The organism is Mycobacterium sp. Dal123C01 (genome assembly GCF_052566995.1).
The window spans coordinates 2,967,010-2,989,324 of sequence record NZ_CP199580.1 but is presented as its reverse complement, the minus strand read 5'-3'; the positions used below and the strand labels follow the sequence as shown (position 1 = coordinate 2,989,324).

Annotated in this window: 15 protein-coding genes and 1 tRNA gene; 4 read left to right on the top strand and 12 right to left on the bottom strand. The window is 66.5% G+C overall.

Going from position 1 to position 22,315, the window contains the following annotated elements; translation table 11 throughout:
- Positions 1–47 precede the first annotated feature (47 nt).
- Positions 48–120 (top strand) — tRNA-Lys (locus ACTXG5_RS14260).
- Positions 121–141: 21 nt separating this feature from the next.
- On the opposite strand, the gene ACTXG5_RS14255 is transcribed toward ACTXG5_RS14260, so the two are convergent.
- Positions 142–1,266 (bottom strand): NAD(P)H-dependent amine dehydrogenase family protein, encoded by a 1,125-nt coding sequence (locus ACTXG5_RS14255; RefSeq protein WP_445159438.1) that lies wholly within the window; start codon positions 1,264–1,266, stop codon positions 142–144.
- A 274-nt stretch (positions 1,267–1,540) separates the two neighbouring features.
- The gene (locus ACTXG5_RS14250; RefSeq protein WP_445159437.1) at positions 1,541–1,975 is read right to left on the bottom strand and encodes a nitroreductase family deazaflavin-dependent oxidoreductase; all 435 of its coding nucleotides are present in this window, start codon (positions 1,973–1,975) and stop codon (positions 1,541–1,543) included.
- Between the two features lie 186 nt (positions 1,976–2,161).
- Here ACTXG5_RS14250 and ACTXG5_RS14245 point away from each other — a divergent pair, with 186 nt between their 5' ends.
- Positions 2,162–3,904 (top strand): DUF3556 domain-containing protein, encoded by a 1,743-nt coding sequence (locus ACTXG5_RS14245; protein WP_445159436.1) that lies wholly within the window; start codon positions 2,162–2,164, stop codon positions 3,902–3,904.
- A 4-nt stretch (positions 3,905–3,908) separates the two neighbouring features.
- On the opposite strand, the gene ACTXG5_RS14240 is transcribed toward ACTXG5_RS14245, so the two are convergent.
- Entirely contained in the window at positions 3,909–5,231 is a 1,323-nt protein-coding gene (locus ACTXG5_RS14240; protein ID WP_445159435.1) for an FAD-binding oxidoreductase, read from the bottom strand.
- A gap of 95 nt (positions 5,232–5,326) precedes the next feature.
- Between ACTXG5_RS14240 and ACTXG5_RS14235 the strand changes: the two genes are divergently transcribed.
- Entirely contained in the window at positions 5,327–5,947 is a 621-nt protein-coding gene (locus tag ACTXG5_RS14235) for a TetR family transcriptional regulator (protein ID WP_445159434.1), read from the top strand.
- Between the two features lie 23 nt (positions 5,948–5,970).
- Here ACTXG5_RS14235 and ACTXG5_RS14230 read toward each other — a convergent pair whose 3' ends face one another.
- Positions 5,971–6,198 carry a DUF3618 domain-containing protein gene (locus ACTXG5_RS14230; protein ID WP_445159433.1) on the bottom strand — a complete coding sequence of 76 codons (228 nt, stop codon included), beginning with the start codon at positions 6,196–6,198 and terminating at the stop codon, positions 5,971–5,973.
- 95 nt (positions 6,199–6,293) lie between these two features.
- On the opposite strand from ACTXG5_RS14230, the gene bcp reads away from it, so the two are divergent.
- Positions 6,294–6,767, top strand: coding sequence for a thioredoxin-dependent thiol peroxidase (gene bcp / locus ACTXG5_RS14225; RefSeq protein WP_445159432.1), 474 nt, complete (start codon positions 6,294–6,296; stop codon positions 6,765–6,767).
- Here the strand turns inward: bcp and ACTXG5_RS14220 are convergent.
- The 8 genes from ACTXG5_RS14220 to ACTXG5_RS14185 all read right to left on the bottom strand — a co-directional run bounded on the left by ACTXG5_RS14220 (position 6,764) and on the right by ACTXG5_RS14185 (position 22,080).
- Entirely contained in the window at positions 6,764–8,137 is a 1,374-nt protein-coding gene (locus tag ACTXG5_RS14220) for a cytochrome P450 (protein WP_445159431.1), read from the bottom strand. The two genes, bcp and ACTXG5_RS14220, sit on opposite strands and share 4 nt — an antisense overlap.
- Before the next feature lie 71 nt (positions 8,138–8,208).
- Positions 8,209–8,562 (bottom strand): DUF732 domain-containing protein, encoded by a 354-nt coding sequence (locus ACTXG5_RS14215; protein ID WP_445159430.1) that lies wholly within the window; start codon positions 8,560–8,562, stop codon positions 8,209–8,211.
- A gap of 61 nt (positions 8,563–8,623) precedes the next feature.
- Positions 8,624–8,935: an MmpS family transport accessory protein gene (locus ACTXG5_RS14210; protein ID WP_445159429.1), complete on the bottom strand. Its 312-nt coding sequence runs from the start codon at positions 8,933–8,935 to the stop codon at positions 8,624–8,626.
- A gap of 185 nt (positions 8,936–9,120) precedes the next feature.
- A complete protein-coding gene (locus ACTXG5_RS14205; protein ID WP_445159428.1) occupies positions 9,121–9,660 on the bottom strand; it encodes a PaaI family thioesterase in 540 nt (179 codons plus the stop codon).
- A gap of 123 nt (positions 9,661–9,783) precedes the next feature.
- On the bottom strand, positions 9,784–11,109 hold the full coding sequence (locus ACTXG5_RS14200) for a dipeptidase (RefSeq protein WP_445159427.1): 1,326 nt from the start codon (positions 11,107–11,109) through the stop codon (positions 9,784–9,786).
- 19 nt (positions 11,110–11,128) lie between these two features.
- On the bottom strand, positions 11,129–11,521 hold the full coding sequence (acpS, locus tag ACTXG5_RS14195; protein WP_445159426.1) for a holo-ACP synthase AcpS: 393 nt from the start codon (positions 11,519–11,521) through the stop codon (positions 11,129–11,131).
- A gap of 28 nt (positions 11,522–11,549) precedes the next feature.
- Complete coding sequence (locus ACTXG5_RS14190; protein ID WP_445159425.1) at positions 11,550–20,795, bottom strand: fatty acid synthase subunit beta domain-containing protein; 9,246 nt, start codon at positions 20,793–20,795, stop codon at positions 11,550–11,552.
- A 565-nt stretch (positions 20,796–21,360) separates the two neighbouring features.
- Positions 21,361–22,080: a DUF1906 domain-containing protein gene (locus ACTXG5_RS14185; protein WP_445159424.1), complete on the bottom strand. Its 720-nt coding sequence runs from the start codon at positions 22,078–22,080 to the stop codon at positions 21,361–21,363.
- Between the last annotated feature and the right edge of the window lie 235 nt (positions 22,081–22,315).

Sequence of the window (22,315 nt, the reverse complement as noted above, 5' to 3'; positions counted from 1 at the left end):
GCGACAGGATGCCTGTTAAAGTCGCAACGCGGTCTCGGCCGACCAAGGCGCCGTTAGCTCAGTTGGTAGAGCAGCTGACTCTTAATCAGCGGGTCCGGGGTTCGAAACCCTGACGGCGCACAAAGTGGTAAGCCCAGCGGCTCAGCCGGGCGGGCACCCTGTTAGCACCACCACCCCCGTATTAGTAGTGCTGCTGCTACTGCGCGAGTAGACGGGCGGAGTGGCGGGCAGCTCAGCGTAGGTGGCGATTCCTGACCTCGCCGCACAGACCGCTGGTATCGCGTTGACGAGCGGAGCGGCGGTAATGCGTAGTCCGATGCCGCGCATCCGTTCAGGAGTCAGGTCAGCCAGATCTTCTGCGGTTGGCATCATGTCGATCTTCACGTACACACTGGGATCTCCGATGACCTCAATGCGGTAGCCGTGTTCGACGGTCCAGGCCGGGTCCAGCGAGTGGGTAGCAACCCAACGCTGATTGACGCAAAGGACCTCGCCCCCGTTGACGGTCCCGTACCACTTCACGTTCATCCCACCCACGTGTCCGGCCGGTATCGATACCCCGTCGGTCACGACGTCGTCGGTGGCGTATGCGAATTCGACGTCGCAGCGGATCTCATCGAGGTCGATTCGCATCATGCGGGCGAAGACGTCGACGGCTTCGGCGAACACGACGGTGCCCCGGCGAACATCGTCGGCGTGGCCTGGGTCGCCCCGAGGCCGGCCCCAACCGACGGCTTGGAAGTTCGCGTCACCGATGAACTGCGACACGTCCACGGATTCCGTCATCGACGCCTTGCGGACATTGGTCGATATGCCGCTGGAGATGGCGGCAACCATCTGGGCGAATCCCGGGTTCATGCCGCTGCCGAATATCGTGGCATCGCCGTCGCGGCCTGCGGCCTCGATAGCGGCCCGATCGCTGCCAGCCAGGTTGATGCCCGTCAGGAACTCCGCGCTGGTAACGATGTTGACCCCGGCCCGCAGTATCCGTTGCACCTCGACAACGTCGAAACACAGCGGCGTGTAGACGATGCAGTCCGGCTCGAGGCCCAAGAGTGCGTCGACGTCATTGGTGGCGTGAACGCCGAGGTCTCTGCCGAGGTTGCACAGCCTTCCAACGTCGACGCCAACCTTGTTTGGCGAGTATGCGTATGCGCCAACCAGTGCGAGGTCGGGACGCGCCAACACCGCTTTTACTGTTTCGGCGGCGACATTTCCTGTCGTCCATTGCGCAACGCGCAGCACATCATCGGCTCTGCTAGTCATGCGCGGGCGCCGTCCGGCCGGCCTAGCCATGGTGCGACCAGTAGCGCGCAATCTCCAACAGGCTCATTCGCACAGCCTAGTTCCAGTGGGTAGACACACGGCAGCGAACGCTGACCGCGCGTGCCCCGATCTGCGCGGTCGGCCAGTCCAGTAACTCGGTGCTTCCGGACATCAAGGGGGCCAAGGACTTCCGCGGACCTTCGTTCCATAGATGCCAGCGGGCACGATGGCTGCGAGAAGGTACGGCGGAATTCACATCACCGCGCACCGTGTTTCATTCGCGCGGCTTCGCCTCACCGGTAGGCGTCAACGCGACAACTGGGATGGTGCGCGACGTCTTACGCTCATACTCAGCGAATCCCGGATACCGCTCGACCTGCAGCGCGTACTTGTCGTTCCGTTCGGCGCCCTGCAGCTCGGTGGCGTGCACGTCGACGATGTCGTCGCCGACTTCGATGCGGGCATCGGGGTTGGCCTTCAGGTTCCAGTACCAAGCAGGGTTGTCGTCGGCACCGTTGTTCGAGGCGTAGACGAGATACCGTTCGCCGTCCGCCAGGTACATCATTATGTTGGTCCGCGGCTTCCCGCTGCGTGCACCGACGGTGTGCAGCAGCACGATCGGCGCACCCTCGAACGGGCCGCCCACGCGACCGTGGTTGGCGCGGAACTCGGCGATATTGCGCTCGTTGAAGTCGTTGCCATCGCTCATCGTGGACTCCTCATTTGTCTAGTACCAGTCCAATACCCATTACCCGATCGCCAAATCCCCGGCCACCGCTCGCAAGGCTCAACGACCACCGTCACAGCAAACACTGCCAAGACACCTGGGCTTCCGGGTAGTTTCTTCTGACAGCGGTTAGTGCCAGGACTGGCGCCCGTTGTCGAAGGAGCTGCAATGGGGTTCATCAAGCCCAACCTCCCGGTCGTCGACCTGCCCGAGTGGAGCAAAGGCACCCGCGCCGAGCGAATCGTCCCAATGACGCGCCACATCGCCGAGAACGGATTCGGCACTCCCCTGGTGATGCACGTGATGTACGGCGTGAAGATCGCGCTCTACATCCTCGGCGGCTGGTTCTTCGCGTGGACTACCAACGGCATCGGCGGCTTCACCGACGTCGGCGCCTGGTGGTCGGAGCCGATCGTGTTCCAGAAGGCCGTGCTCTTCACCATGCTGTTCGAAGTCGTCGGACTCGGTTGTTGTTTCGGGCCATTGGCCGGGCGTTACTTCCCGCCGATGGGGTCGATCCTGTACTGGCTGCGGCCCGGCACCATCCGGTTGCCACCCTGGCCCGACCGGGTACCGCTGACCAAAGGCGTCGACCGGACGCCGTTCGACGTATTGGTCTACGGCGCCCTGCTCGTGTTGCTCGCGATGGCGCTGGTGTCCGACGGCAGTGGCCCAATTCCGGCTCTGGACACGGTGATCGGGGTGCTACCGCGGTGGCAGACCGTCGCGATTCTCGTGGTCTTGGCCGCGATCAGCTTGCGCGACAAGGTGATCTTCCTGGCCGCTCGCGCCGAGGTGTACGGGCCGCTGGCGCTGGTGTTCCTGTTCGCCGGGACCGATATCGTCCTCGGCGCCAAGCTCGTCTTCATGGTGATCTGGCTGGGCGCGGCCACGTCAAAGCTGAACAAGCACTTCCCGTTCGTGATTTCGACGATGCTGGCCAACAACCCGTTCATCCCGTCCGGAGTGCTCAAGCGGTCGCTGTTCAAGCGCTATCCCGACGACCTGAGGCCGAGCGCGCTGTCGGGCGTCATCGCGCACTTCTCCACCGCGATCGAAGGTCTGGTGCCGCTGGCACTGCTCTTCTCACACGGCGGTTGGCCGACGACGATCGCCGCGTTCGTGATGGTCGTGTTCCACCTGAACATCCTGCTGGCCTTCCCGATGGGCGTGCCGCTGGAGTGGAACGTCTTCATGATCTTCGGTGTGCTGTGGCTGTTCGTCGCCCACGCGCCCATCGGGTTGTCGGATCTGACCAGCCCCTGGCCCATCGTGCTCTTCGCGGTCATTGCCGGTGTCGTGGTCCTGGGAAACCTGTACCCGCGCAAGGTTTCGTTCCTGCCCGGCATGCGCTATTACGCCGGAAACTGGGACACCACGGTGTGGTGCGTGAAGCCGTCGGTGGACGAGAAGTTCCGCACCGGCTCCCACGCGCTCGGCCCGATGCAGCACCTGCAGCTCGAGCGGTTGTACAAGACCAAAGAGGAAACACTGATCCCGCTGCACCTGGCTCTGGCGTTCCGTGGGATGAACACCCACGGGCGCGCGCTACTCACGCTGGTGCACCGCGCGCTGGCGGGCTACGACGAGGACGACTACAACCTGTGCGAGGGCGAGGTCCTGTGCGCCATGGTTCTCGGGTGGAACTTCGGCGACGGGCACATGCACAACGAATGCCTCATCGAGGCGCTCCAGGAACGGTGTGGGTTCGAGCCCGGCGACGTACGGGTGGTGATTCTCGACGCCCAGCCCATCCACAAACAGCGGCAGGAGTATCGGCTCGTGGATGCGGCGACGGGTGAATTCGAGCGCGGCCACGTCGACGTCGACGACATGGTCACCGCTCAGCCGTGGGCTGACGACCTCCCGGTGCACGTCGACAGCGGCGTCAAACGACGTACCGCGAGCTGAAGGGTTAGCACCGCCCATCGTCGGGCAGAGTCGTTGCGTTGAACACGTTGTCCGGGTCATAGCGACGCTTCAGGTTGGCTAGCCGGATTGCGTTCGGGCCGTAAGACCTTCGCGCTTGAGCAGCATGCTGGGGGCCGATCAGGTTTGGATATCCCCCCTCGACGGCGTGTGGCGCAAGGTCGTCGTAGACCCGGTCGGCCCATTCTCGATGGGGTTCTGCCTCGTCCGCGGGGTCCCAGGCCGCGACAACCTCGACGACGAAATGTGGCTCACGGATGCCGAACGCGGTGTCCTGCAGCGGCACCCGGGTGGACGCTCCGTGGCAGTGATGGATCGCGATCCCGGAATGCACAGAGCTACGGGCATTACCCGCGTGGATGAGCGCGTCGACTGTGCCGGGGCCAAAGTTTCGCAGCGTTCGAGTGCGCAGTTCGTAGTGGCGACCCCAGGCGATGTAGGGATCGAACAGCGTGAGCAGCCTGCTGTACGGCATCGCCTCGATCTGCCGCACCGCCGGGGTGCCCAGGCTGCCCAGGCGCTCAAGCCAGGCCGACGGGTCGGCGGCGCCGCACCAGACCGGAGTCAGAAAGACCGCGGGCCGTCCGTCCGGACCGCTGACCACGCCGATCTGCACGGTGAGTTCATCGGGCATCGTCGGGACGAGTTCGTTATAGGCGCGGAGCACATGTTCGGCCTCGTGCCAGGAGTACATCATGACGCCCCCGAACACCGACTCGATCCGATGCAGCCGCACCTGCATCGCGGTGACGACGCCGAAGTTGCCGCCGCCTCCGCGCAGTGCCCAGATCAGGTCAGGCTCATGCTCAGCGTCGGTGGTGACGATGCGGCCGTCGGGCAGCACGACTTCGGCGGCCACCATGTTGTCCAGCGCCAGCCCGGCAACGCCGTTGAGGTGGCCATAACCCCCGCCGAGGGTCAAACCGACCATGCCGACCTGGCCGTGAGTACCGGTGGCCGGTATCAAGCCATGGACTTCGGTTGCCGCGACTGCCACGGCGGCGGTGGCTCCGCCGGCGATGGTCGCGACCCGGGCAGTGGGGTCAACGTCGACCCGCGCCATCCGCGACAGGTCGATTACCAGGCCGTTGTTCACCAAGGACCGTCCCGCCCAATCGTGGCCGCCACCGCGCACCGAGATTGGCAGCCCGTTGGCGCGGGCGTACTGCACGGCCGCGGCAACCTCGGCCGTTGACTCGGGTTGCACCACCATGGCGGGCCGACGATCGACTGCGCCGTTCCATAACCGGATTGCTTCCGCATACGGCGGGGTGTTCGGCATGTGCAAGATCGTCTGCGCCGTGGGCATCGTCGGGCCTTTCGATAGAAGGTGGTTACGTTCATCAGAGTCTGATTCTGATTACAATAGATGACTATAGTCAACAGAATGATATTGTGATCTGCGTGGCAAAACCCAGCCCTCCGGCGCCGTCGCGCCGCGCGGAGTACGCCGAGGCGACGCGGCGAGCGATCATCGCCGCCGCCCGAGAGTTGTTTGCACAGCGCGGGTATGTCGGGACCAAAGTGGACGACATCGCCGAGCGGGCCCGGGTTGCCGTTGCGACCGTGTACGCGGTTGCCGGCGGCAAGCAGGGACTACTGCACACCTTGGTCGACCAGTGGACCGAGGCACCGGAAGTCGGCGAGGCGTATCTCGCCATCGATGCCGCGGAGGACGCCGTGGCGGTGGTGTCGACGGTCGCGTCGCTGACCCGCCGGATGCGTCGTGACTGGGGTGACGTGATGAAAATCGTGCTCGCCACGGCACCACTCGACGAGGCGGCGGCCGAAAACCTTCGCCTCGGAACGGATCGTTACCGCGCCGGTCTGCGTGCGGCGGCCGTCAGGCTGGCCGACCTGGACGCCCTGAAACCAGGTATGACGGTCGATGAGGCCACCGACCTGTTGTGGTTCTTTTTCGGGTACGCCAGCTTTTCCACGCTGACCGAGGACAACAGTTGGTCACCCGAGCGCTCCGAACAGTGGCTCAGCGAATTGGCCACCCGCAGCCTGTTGAAAGGCTAGTCGGGCGCGATGTTGGACAGCGGTTAGCGGTTCCTGACCCGGCGCACGACAACCACAACGACCAGGGCGCCGACTCCCGCGAGCGTGGCGGCCACCGCGGGCTTCGTCACGAATCCGATCACGCGAATCTTGAGGTCGTCGGCGAGACGGCGCGGGTTGGCGCGCTCGGCAAGTGAATCGACGGTGGCCGCGAGCTGGTCGCGGGCGGCGTCGATCTCCTGCTTGATGGCGTCGGGGTCCCGGTCCACCACGTGTCTGCCCTCCAAGTCCGCTGATGCACCTGCCCGCACTACCCTAGATCAGCTGGCGCTCCTCCCCACGCGCCGGTGAAGAGAAAGGGACCGAGTTGAGCGAGACCCCGCGACTAGCGCCGGGCGACAAAGCGCCCGCCTTCAGCCTTCCCGATGCCGACGGCAAGTTGGTTTCGCTGGCCGACTACAGGGGCCGCCGTGTCGTTGTGTACTTCTACCCGGCGGCCTCGACGCCGGGGTGCACCAAACAGGCCTGCGACTTCCGCGACAACCTGCACGACCTCAGCGATGCCGGGCTCGACGTCGTCGGGATCTCCCCCGACAAGCCGGAGAAGCTCGCCAAATTCCGTGACGCGGAAGGGCTGACGTTCCCGCTGCTCTCCGATCCCGACCGCAAGGTGCTGACGGCTTATGGCACCTACGGCGAAAAGCAGATGTACGGCAAGACGGTCACGGGCGTGATCCGCTCCACCTTTGTGGTCGACGAAAAAGGCAAGATCGCCGTCGCGCAGTACAACGTCAAGGCCACCGGCCACGTCGCCAAGCTTCGGCGCGATTTAGACGTCTAGGCGATGACGGCGGTCTCCTTGTACTCGGTGATCGGCCGTGCGATCCCCTGTTCGTCGCAGACCCGCTGCAGCTTCTCCAGCGTCTCGTCGAGTCCCGGTCCACGCCGCTTGCCGGGCGTGAAGGTGGCCGGAAGGTGCTGCATGCCCTGGATCACCCCGATGGTCTGATAGTGCACGGTCCCGTCGGGATCGCAGCGATAGTCGGGCATCCGGTCGAGCACCGCCGTCAGCATCGACTTGAACACGACCCGCGCGACATTGGAGCCGATGCAGCGGTGGATGCCGAGCCCAAAGCTGAAGTGCCGGTTGTTCTTACGGCCCAGGTCCAGTTGGTTCGGATCGGGAAAGACCGCAGGGTCGCGGTTGGCCATCGCCCAGGACAACCACAGGCGCTCGCCCTCCTTGAACTGCGTGCCCGCTAATTCGAGATCGGCGGCGATCGTGCGACCGTCGCCCGGAGCCGGCGTGAAGTAACGCAGGAATTCCTCGGTCGCGGAGTCGAGCAGCGTGTCCGATTCCCGCCTCAGCAATTCGCGCCGCTCGGGGTTTTCGCCCAGCCATTCGAGTGCGTGCGCCGTCAGCGCCGTCGTCGTGTCAAAACCTCCGCCGATGATCAAGCCGAGCATTCCGAGCAGTTCGAGGTCGGGCGCTGGTTTGCCGTCGATCTGGAGTCTTGCCAGCGCGTCCACCAGGCCGGGGCGTGGGTTCTCGCGGATCTCGAGGAGGTGGTTGAACAGATCCATTCCCATCGCGACCGTCTGCTCCGCCACCTTTGGGGCTTCCGGGGAATCGGCGGGTGTGTACACGCCGGCGTGCGCCGGCTCGCAATAAAGCGTCCACTTCTTCAGCGGAACGCCCATCATCGCCAGCGTCAGCACGGCGGGAGTGATGTTCGCGAGATCGTCGACGAAATCGATTCGCCCCACTTCGATCTTCTCGTCGATGCTCGCCCGCACGATCTCATCGACAAAGGGCACCCAGCGTTTCACCGCGGCCGGCGACAGGTACGGATTGAGGATGCTGCGGTACGCGCTGTGCTCGGGCTCATCCATCTCGAGCATGCCGCCACGGACGCCGGCGGCCTGCTGCAGCGTGGGAATGGTGATGCCTTTATAGCCGGAGCCTTCACCGGTGACGTCGCGGTCGTTGGACACGTGCGGGCATCGAGCGAGCTCGAAGACTTCCCGGCTGCCCGCGGCGACCCAGTGGCCGTCGTAGGTATCGGTCCACGCCACCGGGCACCTGGCGTGCATCTCCTCGGTGACCTCGGCGAACCGCTCGCGGTACTCCGGGGTGTGGCGATCAAAGTGGTAACGGTTGGTCTTGCCGGCTTTGTCGGCACTGCCGGTCAGGGTGTCTTCCGTGCTCACGGTGGCGTCTCCTGCGGACGATTGGCTGCGCTGCCTATATGAGCAGTATGCGGTCGGCGCGACCTGCACGTCTAGGACTTCGGCTCCGCGTCCGGGCAGAGGTCGGCATGGGCAAAGCGGACCGCGGCGTCGGATTGATCGTGGGTGAGGTTCGCCTGCTTACCGGTACGAGAGTTGGCGAACACCGAATCGGCGATCTGGGCGGGTGCCTCGCCGGTGTAGAGCCGCCAACAGATGGCGTTGCCAAACCCCACCAGGTCGAAGTTGTGCGGGTCGTCGCGATTACCGATGCCGACGCTGTTGATGTCGTTGAGGAACTCATCGGCCCCCGCGTGCGCGGGGCCGGCCACAGCGATTCCGCCACCCAGTAATGCGCCAACCACCAACACCGCGCCCGGCCAACCTGGCCTCGGTCGTGCCGCCATGGTCGTATCTTCCATCAGCCAGGGTTGACCCGCAGCGACACCTCGGCGAGCGGGCTAGATGCTACGGGTTACCCATCGTCGAGCACTGGACCATGTTGTCTTCACCTGCTCCGGCCTTGGACTGTGTGTCCTTGACCGTTCCATTGACGCTGACCGTGCACGTCGTCTTCTGGCCGGTGGGATTCGCGGTCACGACCAGCATCGACGTCGCACTAGCGTCCTTATTTGTAAACGAGAAGGACCACGGAACGGGCTGATTTGTCACCCTCTGCATGACCCCCGTTGCGTCGTAGTACGTCACCACCGCCAGTGGGGCATCCGAAGCCACTGTGTATACGACGGCATCGCCCACGGCGGCCACCGCAGCCGGCATGTTTATCAGGGCAGCTCCCACTACTACCGCAGCTCCTACAGCAAACTGTGTCCTACCCATCGGCGCTCCTTTGTTGCCCCCGCTAATGGGTACTGTCCGCCTGTTTTGACGTTTCGACAAGTCCTACGTGAGCGGTCGCGCGGCCAGCGGGCAAACGCCACGAAGCTGCGCGGCGACCCGGATGCTTATGCCGCTTTGATATCGGAGATCAACAGGGTGCTCGACGCGGTCGCCACCAGCACTCCGGATTCATCGGTCATGACGCATTCGGCGAAAGCCACGCGAGAACCCGACTTCACCACCGTTCCCGTCGCCGTCAGCAGGCCACTTTTCAGCAGGATCGCTTTGAGGTAATTGACCTTGATCTCGACGGAGGCGAATGCTTTCCCGGCTGGCAGCGTCGTCTGTAGGGCGCAGCCCGCAACGGTGTCCAACACCATGCAGGCCACCCCGCCGTGGATGATGCCTGCGGCGTTACGCATCGATTCGTCTGGTGCGCAGGTGAAGACCACCCGGCCCGGCTCGACGACGATGACCTTCATCCGCATCAGTTCAGCGAACGGCGGCGCGGGCAGCTCACCGTTCATCATGGCCCGCAGATGATCGATGCCGGACATTGACATCGCTTTGGTCAGGCTGGGACCCAGCTCATGCCAGTTGACCATGCGCGAGTGCTGTGTGCCCCAGCTGTCCTCGACGGTGTTGGCTGGCAACTTGTCTGTCATGTCCCTCTTCCCTGATTCGCGGTCCGCAAATAGCAACACTTCCTTGAGCTGCAACGCATCCGGGTGCGATCTGTTCCTGGCCGCGTCGCCAAGGTGCGCCGCGACCTGCCCGTGTAGACCCGCTCAGGCCAGCTTGGCCAGCAGCAGCGCTTCGGCAATTGCTGCGCGTTCCAGCACGCCCAGATGCAGACTCTCGTTGATGCTGTGGGCTTGCGTCGCGGGGTCTTCCACGCCGGTGACGAGGATCTTCGCCTGCGGGAACGCGTCGGCGAATTCGGCGATGAACGGGATCGAGCCGCCCATACCCATGTCGATCGCGTCGGTGCCCCACGCCTGCCGAAACGCCGCCCGCGCGGCGTCGTAGACGCTGCCGTCGGCGTCGATCGCGTAGGGCTCACCGATGTCGCCGCGGGTGACGCTGACCTGCGCGCCCCACGGTGCATGCCGCTGCAGATGAGTGGTCAACGCGTCCAGGTGTGCCGCGGCGTCACCGCCGGGGGCGACGCGCATGCTGATCTTGGCGCGGGCCCGCGGGATGAGCGTGTTCGACGCCTTCTCGATGGGCGTGGTGTCGATACCGATCACGGTGATCGCGGGTTTGGCCCACAGCCGCTGTGGCGCCGAGCCCGTGCCGATCTCGGACACCCCGTCCAGCAGGCCGGAGTCAGCACGCACCCGATCGGGCGGGTAATCCACAGCGGCGGCGGTACTTTCGTGCAGACCGGCGACGGCCACGTTGCCGTCATCGTCGTGCAGGCTGGCCAGCAGTCGCACCAGCACGGTCAGCGCATCGGGCACCACGCCACCCCAAATCCCGGAGTGCAGCCCATGGTCGAGCGTGGCGACCTCGACGACACAGTCGACCATGCCGCGCAGCGTTACGGTCAGCGCCGGGATCTCGGTGCTCCAGTTGTCGGAGTCCGCGATCACGATCACGTCGGCGGCCAGCGCATCGCGGTGGGCGACCAGCAGTCGGCCCAGGGACGGCGACCCGGATTCTTCCTCCCCTTCGACGAAGACCGTCACACCCACCGGCGGTTGGCCGCCGTGTGCGCGGAACGCGGCTAAATGCGTTGCAATACCGGCCTTGTCGTCGGCGCTGCCGCGCCCGTAAAGCCGTCCGTTGCGCTCGGTCGGCTCGAAGGGCGGCGATACCCACTGATCGCGGTCGCCTTCGGGCTGCACATCGTGGTGGGCGTACAGCAGCACGGTGGGTGCGCCGGCGGGCGCCGGATGCCGGGCGATGACCGCCGGGGCGCCGCCCTCGCTGACGATGCGAACATCGCCAAAACCCGCCTGCGACAACAGATCCGCTACGGCCTGCGCACTGCGATGCACCTCGTCGCGACGGCCGGGGTCGGCCCACACCGATTCGATCCGCACCAGGTCCTCGAGATCGCGGCGCACCGACGGCAAGACGTCGCGGACACGCTCAACCAGATCGCTCATGGTGTTCCAGGCTAGGCCCTCACGGTGTTTCGAGGATGGCCACCGCGGCCGCGGTATCCCCTTCATGGGTCAGCGACACATGGATCGTCACATCGGCCAGATGCTTGGCGATGTCCCCGGTCAGCCGTACCCGCGGCCGCCCCCACATGTCGGTGACCACTTCGATGTCGCGGTGGATGTCCTCCGGCAACACGGGGCGCTGGGCGAACCGGGATCCCGACCAGGCTTTGATCACGGCCTCCTTCGCGGCCCAGCGCGCCGCCAGGTGTCGCGCCGCCGACGAACTCTTGTCCGAGGCGTCGCGACGCTCGCCGGGCGTAAACGTCTCGGAGAAGACCGTTCCCGGCTGGTCGACCTGCTCGGCGAAATCAGGGATGAAGACGAGATCTATCCCCACACCGACGATGCCCATGGCTGGCCAGGTTAACGGATAGGCCGAGTCATCCGACGTAGGCCTCGTCATCGCCCAGTCGCGCGTCCGGATTCAGCAGCATCGAAGCCTCCTCACGCTTCTCCGGCGCGCTGTGGTCGAAGCGACGGTCCGGCGGCCGCTGGTACATCGGCTCGCCGCCGGCGATGGCCGACACCAGTCGGCGCTGACCGGCCAGCAGGCGGGCGTCCGCGCGCTGCTGGTAGTCCTCGCGGTGGCTCGGGTCCAGCGACGCGATGAACGCCTGCGGGTGCACCAGCGCGACCAGCCCGGAAACGTGACCGAACCCGAGGCTGGTCACCATCCCGGCCTTGAGCGGGAACTGCCCGCCGAGCCGCAAGGTGTCGCGCACCCAGACGAAGTGTGCGGACCCGGACAGTTCGTCGTCGACGCAATCCAGGCTGCGGTTGGGCGGGATCACCCCGTCGCGCAGCATCTGGCACAGCCCCATCATCTGGAAGACCGCCGCGCCGCCCTTGGCGTGGCCGGTGAGGCTCTTCTGCGACACCACGAATAGCGGAGCGCCCTCGGAACGGCCCAGCGAGTCAGCCAGCCGTTCATGCAGCTCGGTCTCGTTGGGGTCGTTGGCCAACGTCGAGGTGTCGTGCTTGGAAATCACCGCGACGTCATCAGCGGACACGCCCAGCTTGCCCAACGCGCGCGCGAGCGGCGAGTCCTTGCCGCCCCGGCCGGCGCCCAACGCACCCAGGCCAGGGGCCGGGATTGAGGTGTGCACACCGTCGCCGAAGGACTGCGCGAAGGCCACCACCGCAAGCACCGGCAGCCCCATCTTGAGCGCCAGATCACCGCGCGCCAGCAGGATGGTGCCGCCGCCCTGAGCCTCGACGAAGCCGAGCCGCCGGCGGTCGTTGGGCCGGGAGAACTTCGAGTCGTGGATGCCCCGGCCGCGCATCATCGATGTGTCAGCGGTGGCCGCCATGTCACCGAAACCGATGATGGCCTCCAGCGTCAGGTCGTCCAGACCACCGGTCACCACCATTTCGGCCTTGCCCAGCCGGATCTTGTCGACGCCCTCCTCCACCGAAACCGCCGCGGTCGCGCACGCCGCGACCGGGTGGATCATCGAGCCGTAACTACCGACATAGGACTGAACCACATGCGCGGCAACAACATTCGGCAGGACTTCCTGCAGGATGTCGTTCGGCTTGCTCCGGCCCAACAGGTTGCCGTGGTACATGGTCTGCATCGACGTCATGCCGCCCATGCCGGTGCCCTGGGTGCTGGCGACCAGGCTCGGGTGCACCCACCGCATCAGCTCGACCGGGGTGAAGCCGGCGGACAGGAAAGCGTCGACGGTCGCGACGATGTTCCACAGGGCAACCCGATCGATCGAGGTGGCCATGTCGGGGCTGATGCCCCACACCTTCGGGTCGAAGCCGGTCGGGATCTGTGCCCCGACCGATCGCGACAGCTTGGTCTTGCGTGGCACCCGAATCTCGGTGCCCGCCTTGCGGGTCACCTGCCAGTCGGCGGAGTCGGGCACCGGCCGGATGGCCGTGTGCTCGGGATCGAACTCGGCGAACCCGCGGGCGTCGGCCTCCGACGACACTACGAAGCTGAAGTCCTTGTCCAGGAACACCGAGACCAGCAGGGGCGACGCGTGATCAGGATCGATCGCGCCGTCGTCAACGAACTCACGGATGCCGCAGCGCTCGACCACGACGTCGTGGTAGCGCTCGACCAATTCGGCCTCGTCGATCAGATCGCCGGATTGGCTGTCATACCAACCCGGTTGAGGGTCGTCCTCCCAGCGGATCAACCCGGTGGTCCAGGCCAGCTCGAGCACGCCGGCGGCCGACAGCTCGTTGTCGACCTCCATTTCGAACCGGGTGCGCGACGAACCGTACGGGCCGAGTTCGGCGCCGCCGACGATCACCACCAGATCCGCCGGGTCGACGTCGAGGTCATCCCAGTGCGGCGGGGGTGCCGGGCTGTAGCCGCGGGGCGGCGACGGCAGCGCGCCGATGGTGCCGGAGGCCGGCTCGTCTTGATCGGCAACCGCCTCGGCCGACATCTCTTCGCGCGCTTTGGCTGCCAGTTCGGCCATGTCGAGCTCGATGTCGCCGAGGCCGCCGGTGAGGTCGGCCTTGATGGGCGAACTGGCCGCGGCCACTTTGGATTCCACATCGCACAGGGCGAGCAGCATCCCGGCCATCTCGTCGGTGGAGTAGGTGGTGACACCCGCCTCCTCCACGGCGCTGACGATCGCGTCGTTTTGGCCCATCAGCCCGGTGCCGCGGGTCCAGCCGATCAGCGCGTGCGCCAAACTGACCCGGGCCGCCCACGAAGATTCGGCACTCCAGCGACTCACCAAAGCATCCAGCGCCGACTTGGCCTCGCCGTAAGCGCCGTCACCGCCGAACATTCCACGGTTGGGCGAGCCGGGCAGCACCACGTGGATCCTTGACGCGATGTCGCGGTCGGCGCCGATCTTCGACAGGCCGCCGATCAGCCGCTGCACGGCCCACAGCAGAACCTTCATCTCCATCTCGGCGCGCGAACCAGCCTCCGACAGATCGCCGACGACACGCGGTGCCGCGAACGGGAACAACAGCGTCGGGGTCTGCGCGTCCTTGATGTGAATCGACTGTGGCCCAAGACTTTCGCTCTGCTCGGTACCAACCCACTCAACCAGGGCGTCGATGTCGGAGTAGGACGCCATGTTGGCCGCGACCACCCACAGCGTCGCACCGAACCGAGCATGGTCGCGGTACAGCGTGCGGTAGAACGCCAGCCGCTCCTCGTCGAGCTTGGACGTCGTCGCGATGACGGTGCCGCCACCGTCGAGCAGTCGCGCCACCACCGACGCCGCGATGGAACCCTTGGAAGCCCCGGTCACCACCGCGACTTCGCTGTTGTAGGGACCAGGGTCCGGGTTCTCGGCGCCCGCGGCGATCCGGCCGTAGAGCGACGCGTGGATCTGACGGCCCGCGGCCAACGCCCTGCCCTGCCACCAGGTGGCCTGAGTGGCCACGACATGGCCGGCGCCCTCGAACCTCTCCGAGAGGCTTATCCACTGGGCGTCGATGTCGCCCTCGTCGGTCAGCCAGAGCTTGACCAGGTCCTCGCGGGCGCTGGCCCAGCGGTCGTCGAACACGACGGCCTTCTTGGCCTCGAATACCGGCGCCACCAAACGTGGCCAATCCGCACCCAACTCGGTGGTGACCAGGTCGATGAGCTCGGCGTCGTTAGCCACCGGCAGGGCGCTGACCTGATCGTCGAGCCCCAGCTGGCCCAGCACCAGGCGGGCCGCCGAAGCGAGCACGCCGTCACGGCCGGTGATCTGGTCGGTGAATTCGCTCAGCGCGGCTGCGTCGATCGTCGCTCCGCCGCCACCCCCCGCCGACGGCAGTGCCACCGAAACGCCCTGGCGTGCGGCCACCGAAGCGACCGCGGCGTCGATGGCCTGGTCGACGGAGCCGGCGTCGGCCAACGCACCCTCGTGCAGGTGCCCCATGGCACCGCCGCGGACGCTGGTGCCCTCGCGGGTTCCCAGCGCGACCTCGACTGTGACGTGCTTGGCCCAGCCCTCGCCGAGTTCCCAGGTCTTGGTGACCCGCTCGGCGATGGCGGCCGGCCGCTTGCCGGACGGGCCGAGAACCGTGCGCAGCTGGTCGTTGATGGCGTCGGAAAGCACTGGCCCGTAAGGCTTATAAGTGCGGGCCAGCTTGGTCACCTGCGCCCGCAATCCGGCCAGGTCGGCCTCGGCGGCACCGTCGATGGCACCCAGGTTCAACTCCGAGCCCAGGTCCACCAGCAGCTGGTTGCGCCGCGACGACGCGCCGTCGGTGATGGACTCGATGGAGTCCAGCTCCTCGATCTGGTCGATGCGCATTTTCGCCGACAGCGCGATCAGCGCCAGGGTGGCGTCGGCCGCGCCGAACCCGATGTCATCGGGACGTGGAGCCCCAGACGGAGCTGTGGCGGGAGCCGGAGCGGCGGCTGGGGCGACGTCAGAGCTGGGCGCACCGTCCGCCGACGCCGGAACGGCTGCGGCGGAATCCTCTTCGGCCTCCGGCTCGGGGTCGGTGTCATTGGCGAACAGGACCGCGGCGTCGCGCTCGGCATTGAGCACTTCGACAGTGCTGTGGGCATATTCGGGCAGGTTGAGGGTATTGGTGGCCAGTCCGGCGACGGTCGGCGCCGACTTCACGCCGATCTCGACGAACCGCTCTGAGCCCAGGCCGCCGGCCGCCTCCTCGGTGAACAACAGATCCTGGGTCTCGATCCAGCGCACCGGGCTGGCGAACTGCCAGGCCAGCAACTCGATCAACACTATGCGCGCCAGGTCGCGTGGCCTCTCGCTGCGCCACGTGTCGTAGTCGGCGAGGATCTCGTCGAGCGGCTCGGCGGGGACCAGATCGCGGATCTCCTGGATGAAGTCGCGGTCCAGCGTGAACGGACGCGGCACCAGGTTCGGGATGTAGCGTCCGATGATCACCTCGGGATCTTTATCGCGCGGCATGACCCGCTCCAGCGAGCGCCGGAAATCGGCGACGCCGACCCGCAACACCCGCGAATGGAACGGCACGTCGATGCCCGGCACCAGGATGAACGAGCGCTTGCCGCCGGTGATCTGGCGCCGCCGCTCCACTTCTTCCTCGAGGGCCTCGAGACCGCGCACCGTGCCGGCGATCGCATACTGCGCGCCACGCAGGTTGAAGTTCACGATCTCAAGAAACTCGCCAGTATTCGCCGCGATCCGGGCGACGAACTCGGGAACCTCGTCGTCGGCCAAGTCGATTTGCGACGGACGGATCGCGGCCAACCGGTAGTTCGAGCGGCCCAGCTCGTCGCGCGGCACGATGTCGTGCATCTTGGAGCCGCGGTGAAACACCATTTCCAACAGGGCTTCCAGCTCGTAGATATTGGTAACGCAGGCCAGCGCGGTGTACTCGCCGACCGAGTGACCGCACGCGATGGCACCTTCGACGAAGGCGCCCTGCTCACGCATCTCGGCGACCTGCGCGGCGGCCACCGTCGCCATCGCGACCTGGGTGAACTGCGTCAGGTAGAGAACGCCCTCGGGGTGGTGGTAATGCACACCGCTGGCGATGATGCTGGTCGGGTTGTCGCGCACCACGTGCAGCACCGAGAAGCCCAGCGTCTCGCGAGTGAACTTGTCGGCCTTGTCCCACACCTTGCGGGCCGCCTTGGACCGGGCCCTCACCTCCATGCCCATGCCTTTGTGCTGGATGCCCTGGCCGGGGAACGCGTAGACGGTCTTGGGTGCGGCCAGGCGTGCGGTAGCCGACATCACCAGATCCGATCCGATGCGCGCGGATACATCCAAAACCTCTGCGCCCTGGTCGATTCCGACGCGGTCGACACGGAAGTCGACCTCGTCACCCGGACGGACCATGCCCAGGAACCGCGCGGTCCAGCCGATCAAACGAGCCGGCGGACGGGTTTGACCATCGGTGGCCGTCACCGCGTGCTGTGCGGCAGCCGACAACCACATGCCATGCACGATGGGCGATTCCAGCCCGGCCAGCAGCGCGGCGGCCCGGTCCGTGTGGATCGGGTTGTGGTCACCGGACACCACCGCGAAAGGACGCATGTCGACCGGCGCGGCGAGGGTGACGTCGCGGCGGCGTCGCCGCGGAGTGTCGGTCGCGTTCTCGGACACCGCGCCGCCGGCCCGGGTCGGGTCGGTGAGTTCGGCGGCGCCGGTACGCCCGAGGATCGCGAATCGCTCCTCGAGGGTGGCGATCACGGCGCCGTCGGGACCGGACACCGTCACCGAGACCGGGACAACGCGGCCCATGTCAGTGTCGGTCGCCGCGGAAGCTGTTGCGGTGACGGTCAACTGGGCCTGCACTGCCGGCAACTGGCCAGCCACGTGAGCGGCGTGATCCAAGTGCACCAGGCTCAGCAGGCCCTCGACGACCGGCACCCCGGACTCGGTGACCGCGGAGCCGATCGTCGCGAAAACCGCGGGCCAGCACAGACCGACCAGCGCGTCGGGCACGGTGGTGAGGCTGGGCGCCAGCCGTTCACCGAAGGTGGCCGTGACCCCGGTGTGGTCGGCGACCCGCTCCGGGTCCCAGTCCACCGTCACGGTGGCCGTCCTGCCGGTCACCTGGGGCAAGAACTCCGGCCCGTCGACGCCGGCGGCGATCGCCAGGACCGCACGCATCGCGGTGGCGGCGTCTTCGGTGGAGACCACCGGAACGCCGCCGTCAATGGTGTTGGCGTGCAACGTGAATGGGATGTCGATCCAGACCCCGGACACCGGGATACTGAGAACGACCTGTTCGTTGCCGGCCCCACCGTCGGACTTGACCTGCAGCCGGGCTCCGGTGGATGAGTGCGTGGCACGCAGACCTTCGGATCCATCGTGGACCAGCCAGTCACCCGGTTCGGCGATGCGATGAACCGGGTTGGTGGTGGTGCGCCCGGCCCACAGCACATCGGGGGCGTCGAGCACGACGGCCAGTGGCCCCGTCACGTCCGGGCGGCCCAGTCTGCGCGACCTGACGGCTTTCGCCTCGGCGCCGGTGCCCAACACCTCGTCGATCGCGGCCTGCTCGAAGCGGTCGAGCAACTCGCCGACGGGCTCATCCACCCGGGTGATGCCGGCGACGGCGGCGGTGCCGGGGATGATGCACACCTGGTCGGCGTCGTAGCGGGCGTCGTGCGCCTGCCACAGCGAGTCACTGCGCCACCACCGGCGCACGTCTTTGTCGATCACCGGCACGAAGTTGACCGGCTTGCCCAGCGTCTTGCACAGGGTGATGAAGAACGGCACATCGGCGGGATGCAGCAGCACGGTTTCGGCGTCGGGGTAGCCGGCCAGCAGCCCCTCGATCGCCGTGTCCGGGTTCTCCAGGATCGCCTCGTCGTCGAACAGCGTGTCGATGGGCCCGCGCTCCTGGGCGTGCAGTCGCGCCTCCGCGCGCTGCAACATCTGCTGGAAGCGGTCGCGCCAGGTATCTGCCAGCCACGGGCTGCCGGGCGAGGCGGTGTCCGCGGTCGAGTTGCCCGCACCAATGGTCAGCTCGACGTAGCGCCGCAGCCACTGCAAGTAGGTCATTTCTGCGACGTCGCCGAAGTACGGCTTGGCCGTGCCGGCCATCGCGGCGATGATCTCGTCGCGGCGCTCGGCGACCGCGTCCGCGTCACCGGCGACCTCGTCGAGCAGCCGGCCACAGCGTGAGGCGGTGTTGTCGATCTCGTGGATGTCGGCACCGAGCTGGCTACGGCTGGAAGCCATGCCGCCCTGGGCTTTTCCTGCACCGATCCACTGGTCAGTGCCGTTGATCTCGACCAGCATCTGCTTGACCGACGGCGACGTGGTCGACTCCTTGGTCGCCATCGCCGCGGTGCCGACCAGGATGCCGTCGATCGGCATCGACGGGAAGCCATACGACTCCGACCAGCGCCCGGACAGGTACTCGGCCGCCCGCTCGGGCGTCCCGATCCCGCCGCCGACGCAGACCGTGATGTTGGGGCGGGACCGCAGCTCCGAGTAGGTCGCCAGCAGCAGGTCGTCGAGGTCTTCCCAGGAGTGGTGGCCACCGGCGCGCCCACCCTCGATGTGCGCGATCACAGCTTTGGTAGGCGCCTCGGTCGCGATGCGGATGACCGAGCGGATCTGCTCGACGGTGCCGGGCTTGAACACCACGTGGCTGATGCCGATGTCGTTGAGCTCGTCGATCAGCTCGACGGCTTCCTCGAGGTCCGGGATGCCGGCGCTGACGACGAGGCCGTCGATCGCGGCACCGGACTGGCGGGCCTTCTGCACCAGGCGCTTGCCGCCGACTTGAAGCTTCCACAAGTAGGGGTCGAGGAACAGGGTGTTGAACTGGTAGGTGCGGCCCGGCTCGAGCAATCCGGACAGCTCCTCGATGCGGGCGGCGAAGATTTCTTCGGTCACCTGCCCGCCGCCGGCCAGCTCGGCCCAGTGTCCGGCGTTGGCCGCCGCGGCGACGATCTTGGCGTCGACGGTGGTCGGGGTCATGCCGGCCAGCAGGATCGGCGAGCGCCCGGTCAGCCGGGTGAACTTCGTCGAGAGCTTGACCCGGCCATCGGGCAGGGTCACGACGGTCGGCGCGTAGCTCGACCAGGGCCGTGCCACCTCGGGGGTGGCCCCGACGGTAAACAGGTTGCGCTGACCGCCGCGGGTTGCGGCGGGCACGATGCCGACGCCGAGGCCGCGGATCACCGGTGCGGTGAGCCGGGTCAGGATGTCGCCGGGACCCAGGTCGAGGATCCAGCGCGCGCCGGCGTTGTGCACCTGGGTGATCTCCTCCACCCAGTCAACCCGGCTCACCAGGATGGCTTCGGTCAGTTGGCGCGCCAGCGCGACGTCCAGGCCGATCTTCTCGGCCCAGGCGCCGACGATGTCGATGCCGTCGGCGAGCCGAGGCGTGTGGAAGCCCACCTCGACCCGGACCGGGTCAAAGACCGGCGCGAAGACGTCGCCGCCGCGGAGCTTGCTCTTGCGGTCAGCCTCTTCTTTCTCGGAGATCTGCTGGCAGTACAGCTCGAAGCGGGAGAGTTGCTCCGGCGTGCCGGTGATGACGACCGAACGCCGACCGTTGCGGATAGACAGCACCGGAGGCAGCACGGTCCGAACATCCTGGGAAAACTCGTCGAGCAGCGCCTCGATGCGCTGAGGGTCGGCGTTGGTGACCGACACCATCGGCGGGCGGTCACCGAGAACCGAGATGCCGCGGCGACGGGCCACCAACGTCCCGGCCGCACCAATCAGCTGGGCCAGGGCCAGCAGCTCGACGTCACGCGCGCCGGCGGCCTTGAACGCCTCGACGGCGAGCACACCTTGCGAGTGCCCGGCGACGGCGACCGGCGGGGTCGTGGTCCAGTCCATGCCCTGTCGGGCCAGGGCACGCCCAGCCGCGATCTGGGTGAGCAGCACACCGGGTATCGACACCGCGGCCGAGGTCAGGTGCTTGTCCGCCGGGACCGGGTCCTCGGCCGCCAGCGCGCGGACCCACTGCAGCGGCTCGAAGCCGATCGGACGCACCACGACCAGCTCTTTTTCCACCGGCTCGAGCAGCAGGGCCGCTTCGCCGACCAGCGTTGCGATGTCGGTCTCGATCCCGGCCGAGGACACGAGTTCTTCGAGGGTTTCCAACCAGGCGCTGCCCTGGCCGCCGAACGCGACGGCGTACGGCTCGCCGGCCGTGAGACGGTCGACCAGAGCATGGGTGGTATGCGGGCCATGCCCGTCGCGGTCAGCGGACACCCGGTCATGCTCGTGGATCGTCACCTTGTGTATCTCCCTGTGTGCGTCTTCACGTATCGGTTCGTTCGGCCGGCTGAAAGCCCCAACTGGCGGGGCCCCAACTGGCTCGGGGTCGATTCCGCTTTGAATCGCAGCCCAAAAAGCGCTTGACCGGTGTGTTGTCGGCGGGCCACTCACGCGGACCTAGCGGCGCGGCGGACTGCATCGGCTGTACTAAGAGTGTCATAAGGATTCGGGTCGTTTTTCTGCGCAGATTGGTTACTGGTGAGTTCTACGCACGGGTAACCGTGTTGTGGGTAACACCCGGATTAACTCGCCCCGCGGCTATCCAGAACAAACGTCCTGCATGCAGGTGGTTACGGTCGAGTAGCTATAACTGCGCTGTTCAAGGCCGCATTGTTATCAAATCGTGATGTTAAGAATTCGTATTGCGCGCCGCCCCCGCCGCCGCGGCGGTTGAGCCGTCTGGCGCCCGCCGCCGACGGCGTGGACCGACAATCAGCGAACGAGTGTTTGCTGGAACGCCGTTGCGGAAGCCCGGGCCGGATCGGTTTGAGGGTCAGAGATCTTTGCGATGACGCGGCCGGCGCTACGCCCACTGCCCGAATTGCGGCTTGAGGATCTCGTTGATGTCCACTCCAACGCCGCCCACGCTGCGCTTATCGATCTCGACTTGGTGCAGGTTCGCCGCCGGATGGGCGTAGCCCTTGGGCGACCCCCAGTTGTGCTGCCAGAAGCAGGAGCCCAGGCCGTCGTGCAGCGCCCAGTCGATCGTCTTCGAGTTGGCGTAAACGCCCGTCCGCTCGTGTCCGACCACCGACTCCCAGGACCGCAGGTACGGAGCTACCTGGCTCTTGTACTGCTCATAGGACGGATCGTCGTCGATCGACGCGTAAATGGGGACGTTGGCGGGACCACCGGCGGCCGTGTGTAGGTCCATCCCCCGCTTGGCGTGCTGCAGCCCGGCGTTGGCGCCGCCCAACCAGTCGGAGGTGCTGCCCTTGCCGTACTGATAACAGGAGACAATTTTGAGCCCGTTGCTGTGCAGATCGCGCGCTTCGGCGACCTGGATCGGCTTGCCCAGCATCCAGTTACCGCCTGGTCGCCGGTCGGAGACGTACCGGATCGAGCCCACGGCACCGGCGGCGCGGATCTGACTGGCCGGGATCACGCCCGCGGCGTAATCCAACAAAGTGCCGAGCGATGCCGATGCGGGCGCGGCGCACAACGACGACGCCGCGACGCCCAGGCCTACCAAGGCCGGGGTTGCGGCCGCGAATTTGAGCATGTGACGGCGCGAAATCGACACATCGCAAAGGGTACGACACAAACACCAGGAGACACACGAATCACACCGGTCACATATCCATCACATCTTGACCGGGTCGCACCAGGCCATCGAGTGTGCGCTGACGGCGTGGGGTGTGCGTTCAGGGCGGCGACACGCCGGGCAGGCCGCCCGCCGCGCACGCCGAAAGCCGTGAGCGCACACCAGAGAGCTCGACCCAGCCGTCAAGCAGCGCATTATTATTGTCACTATTAAG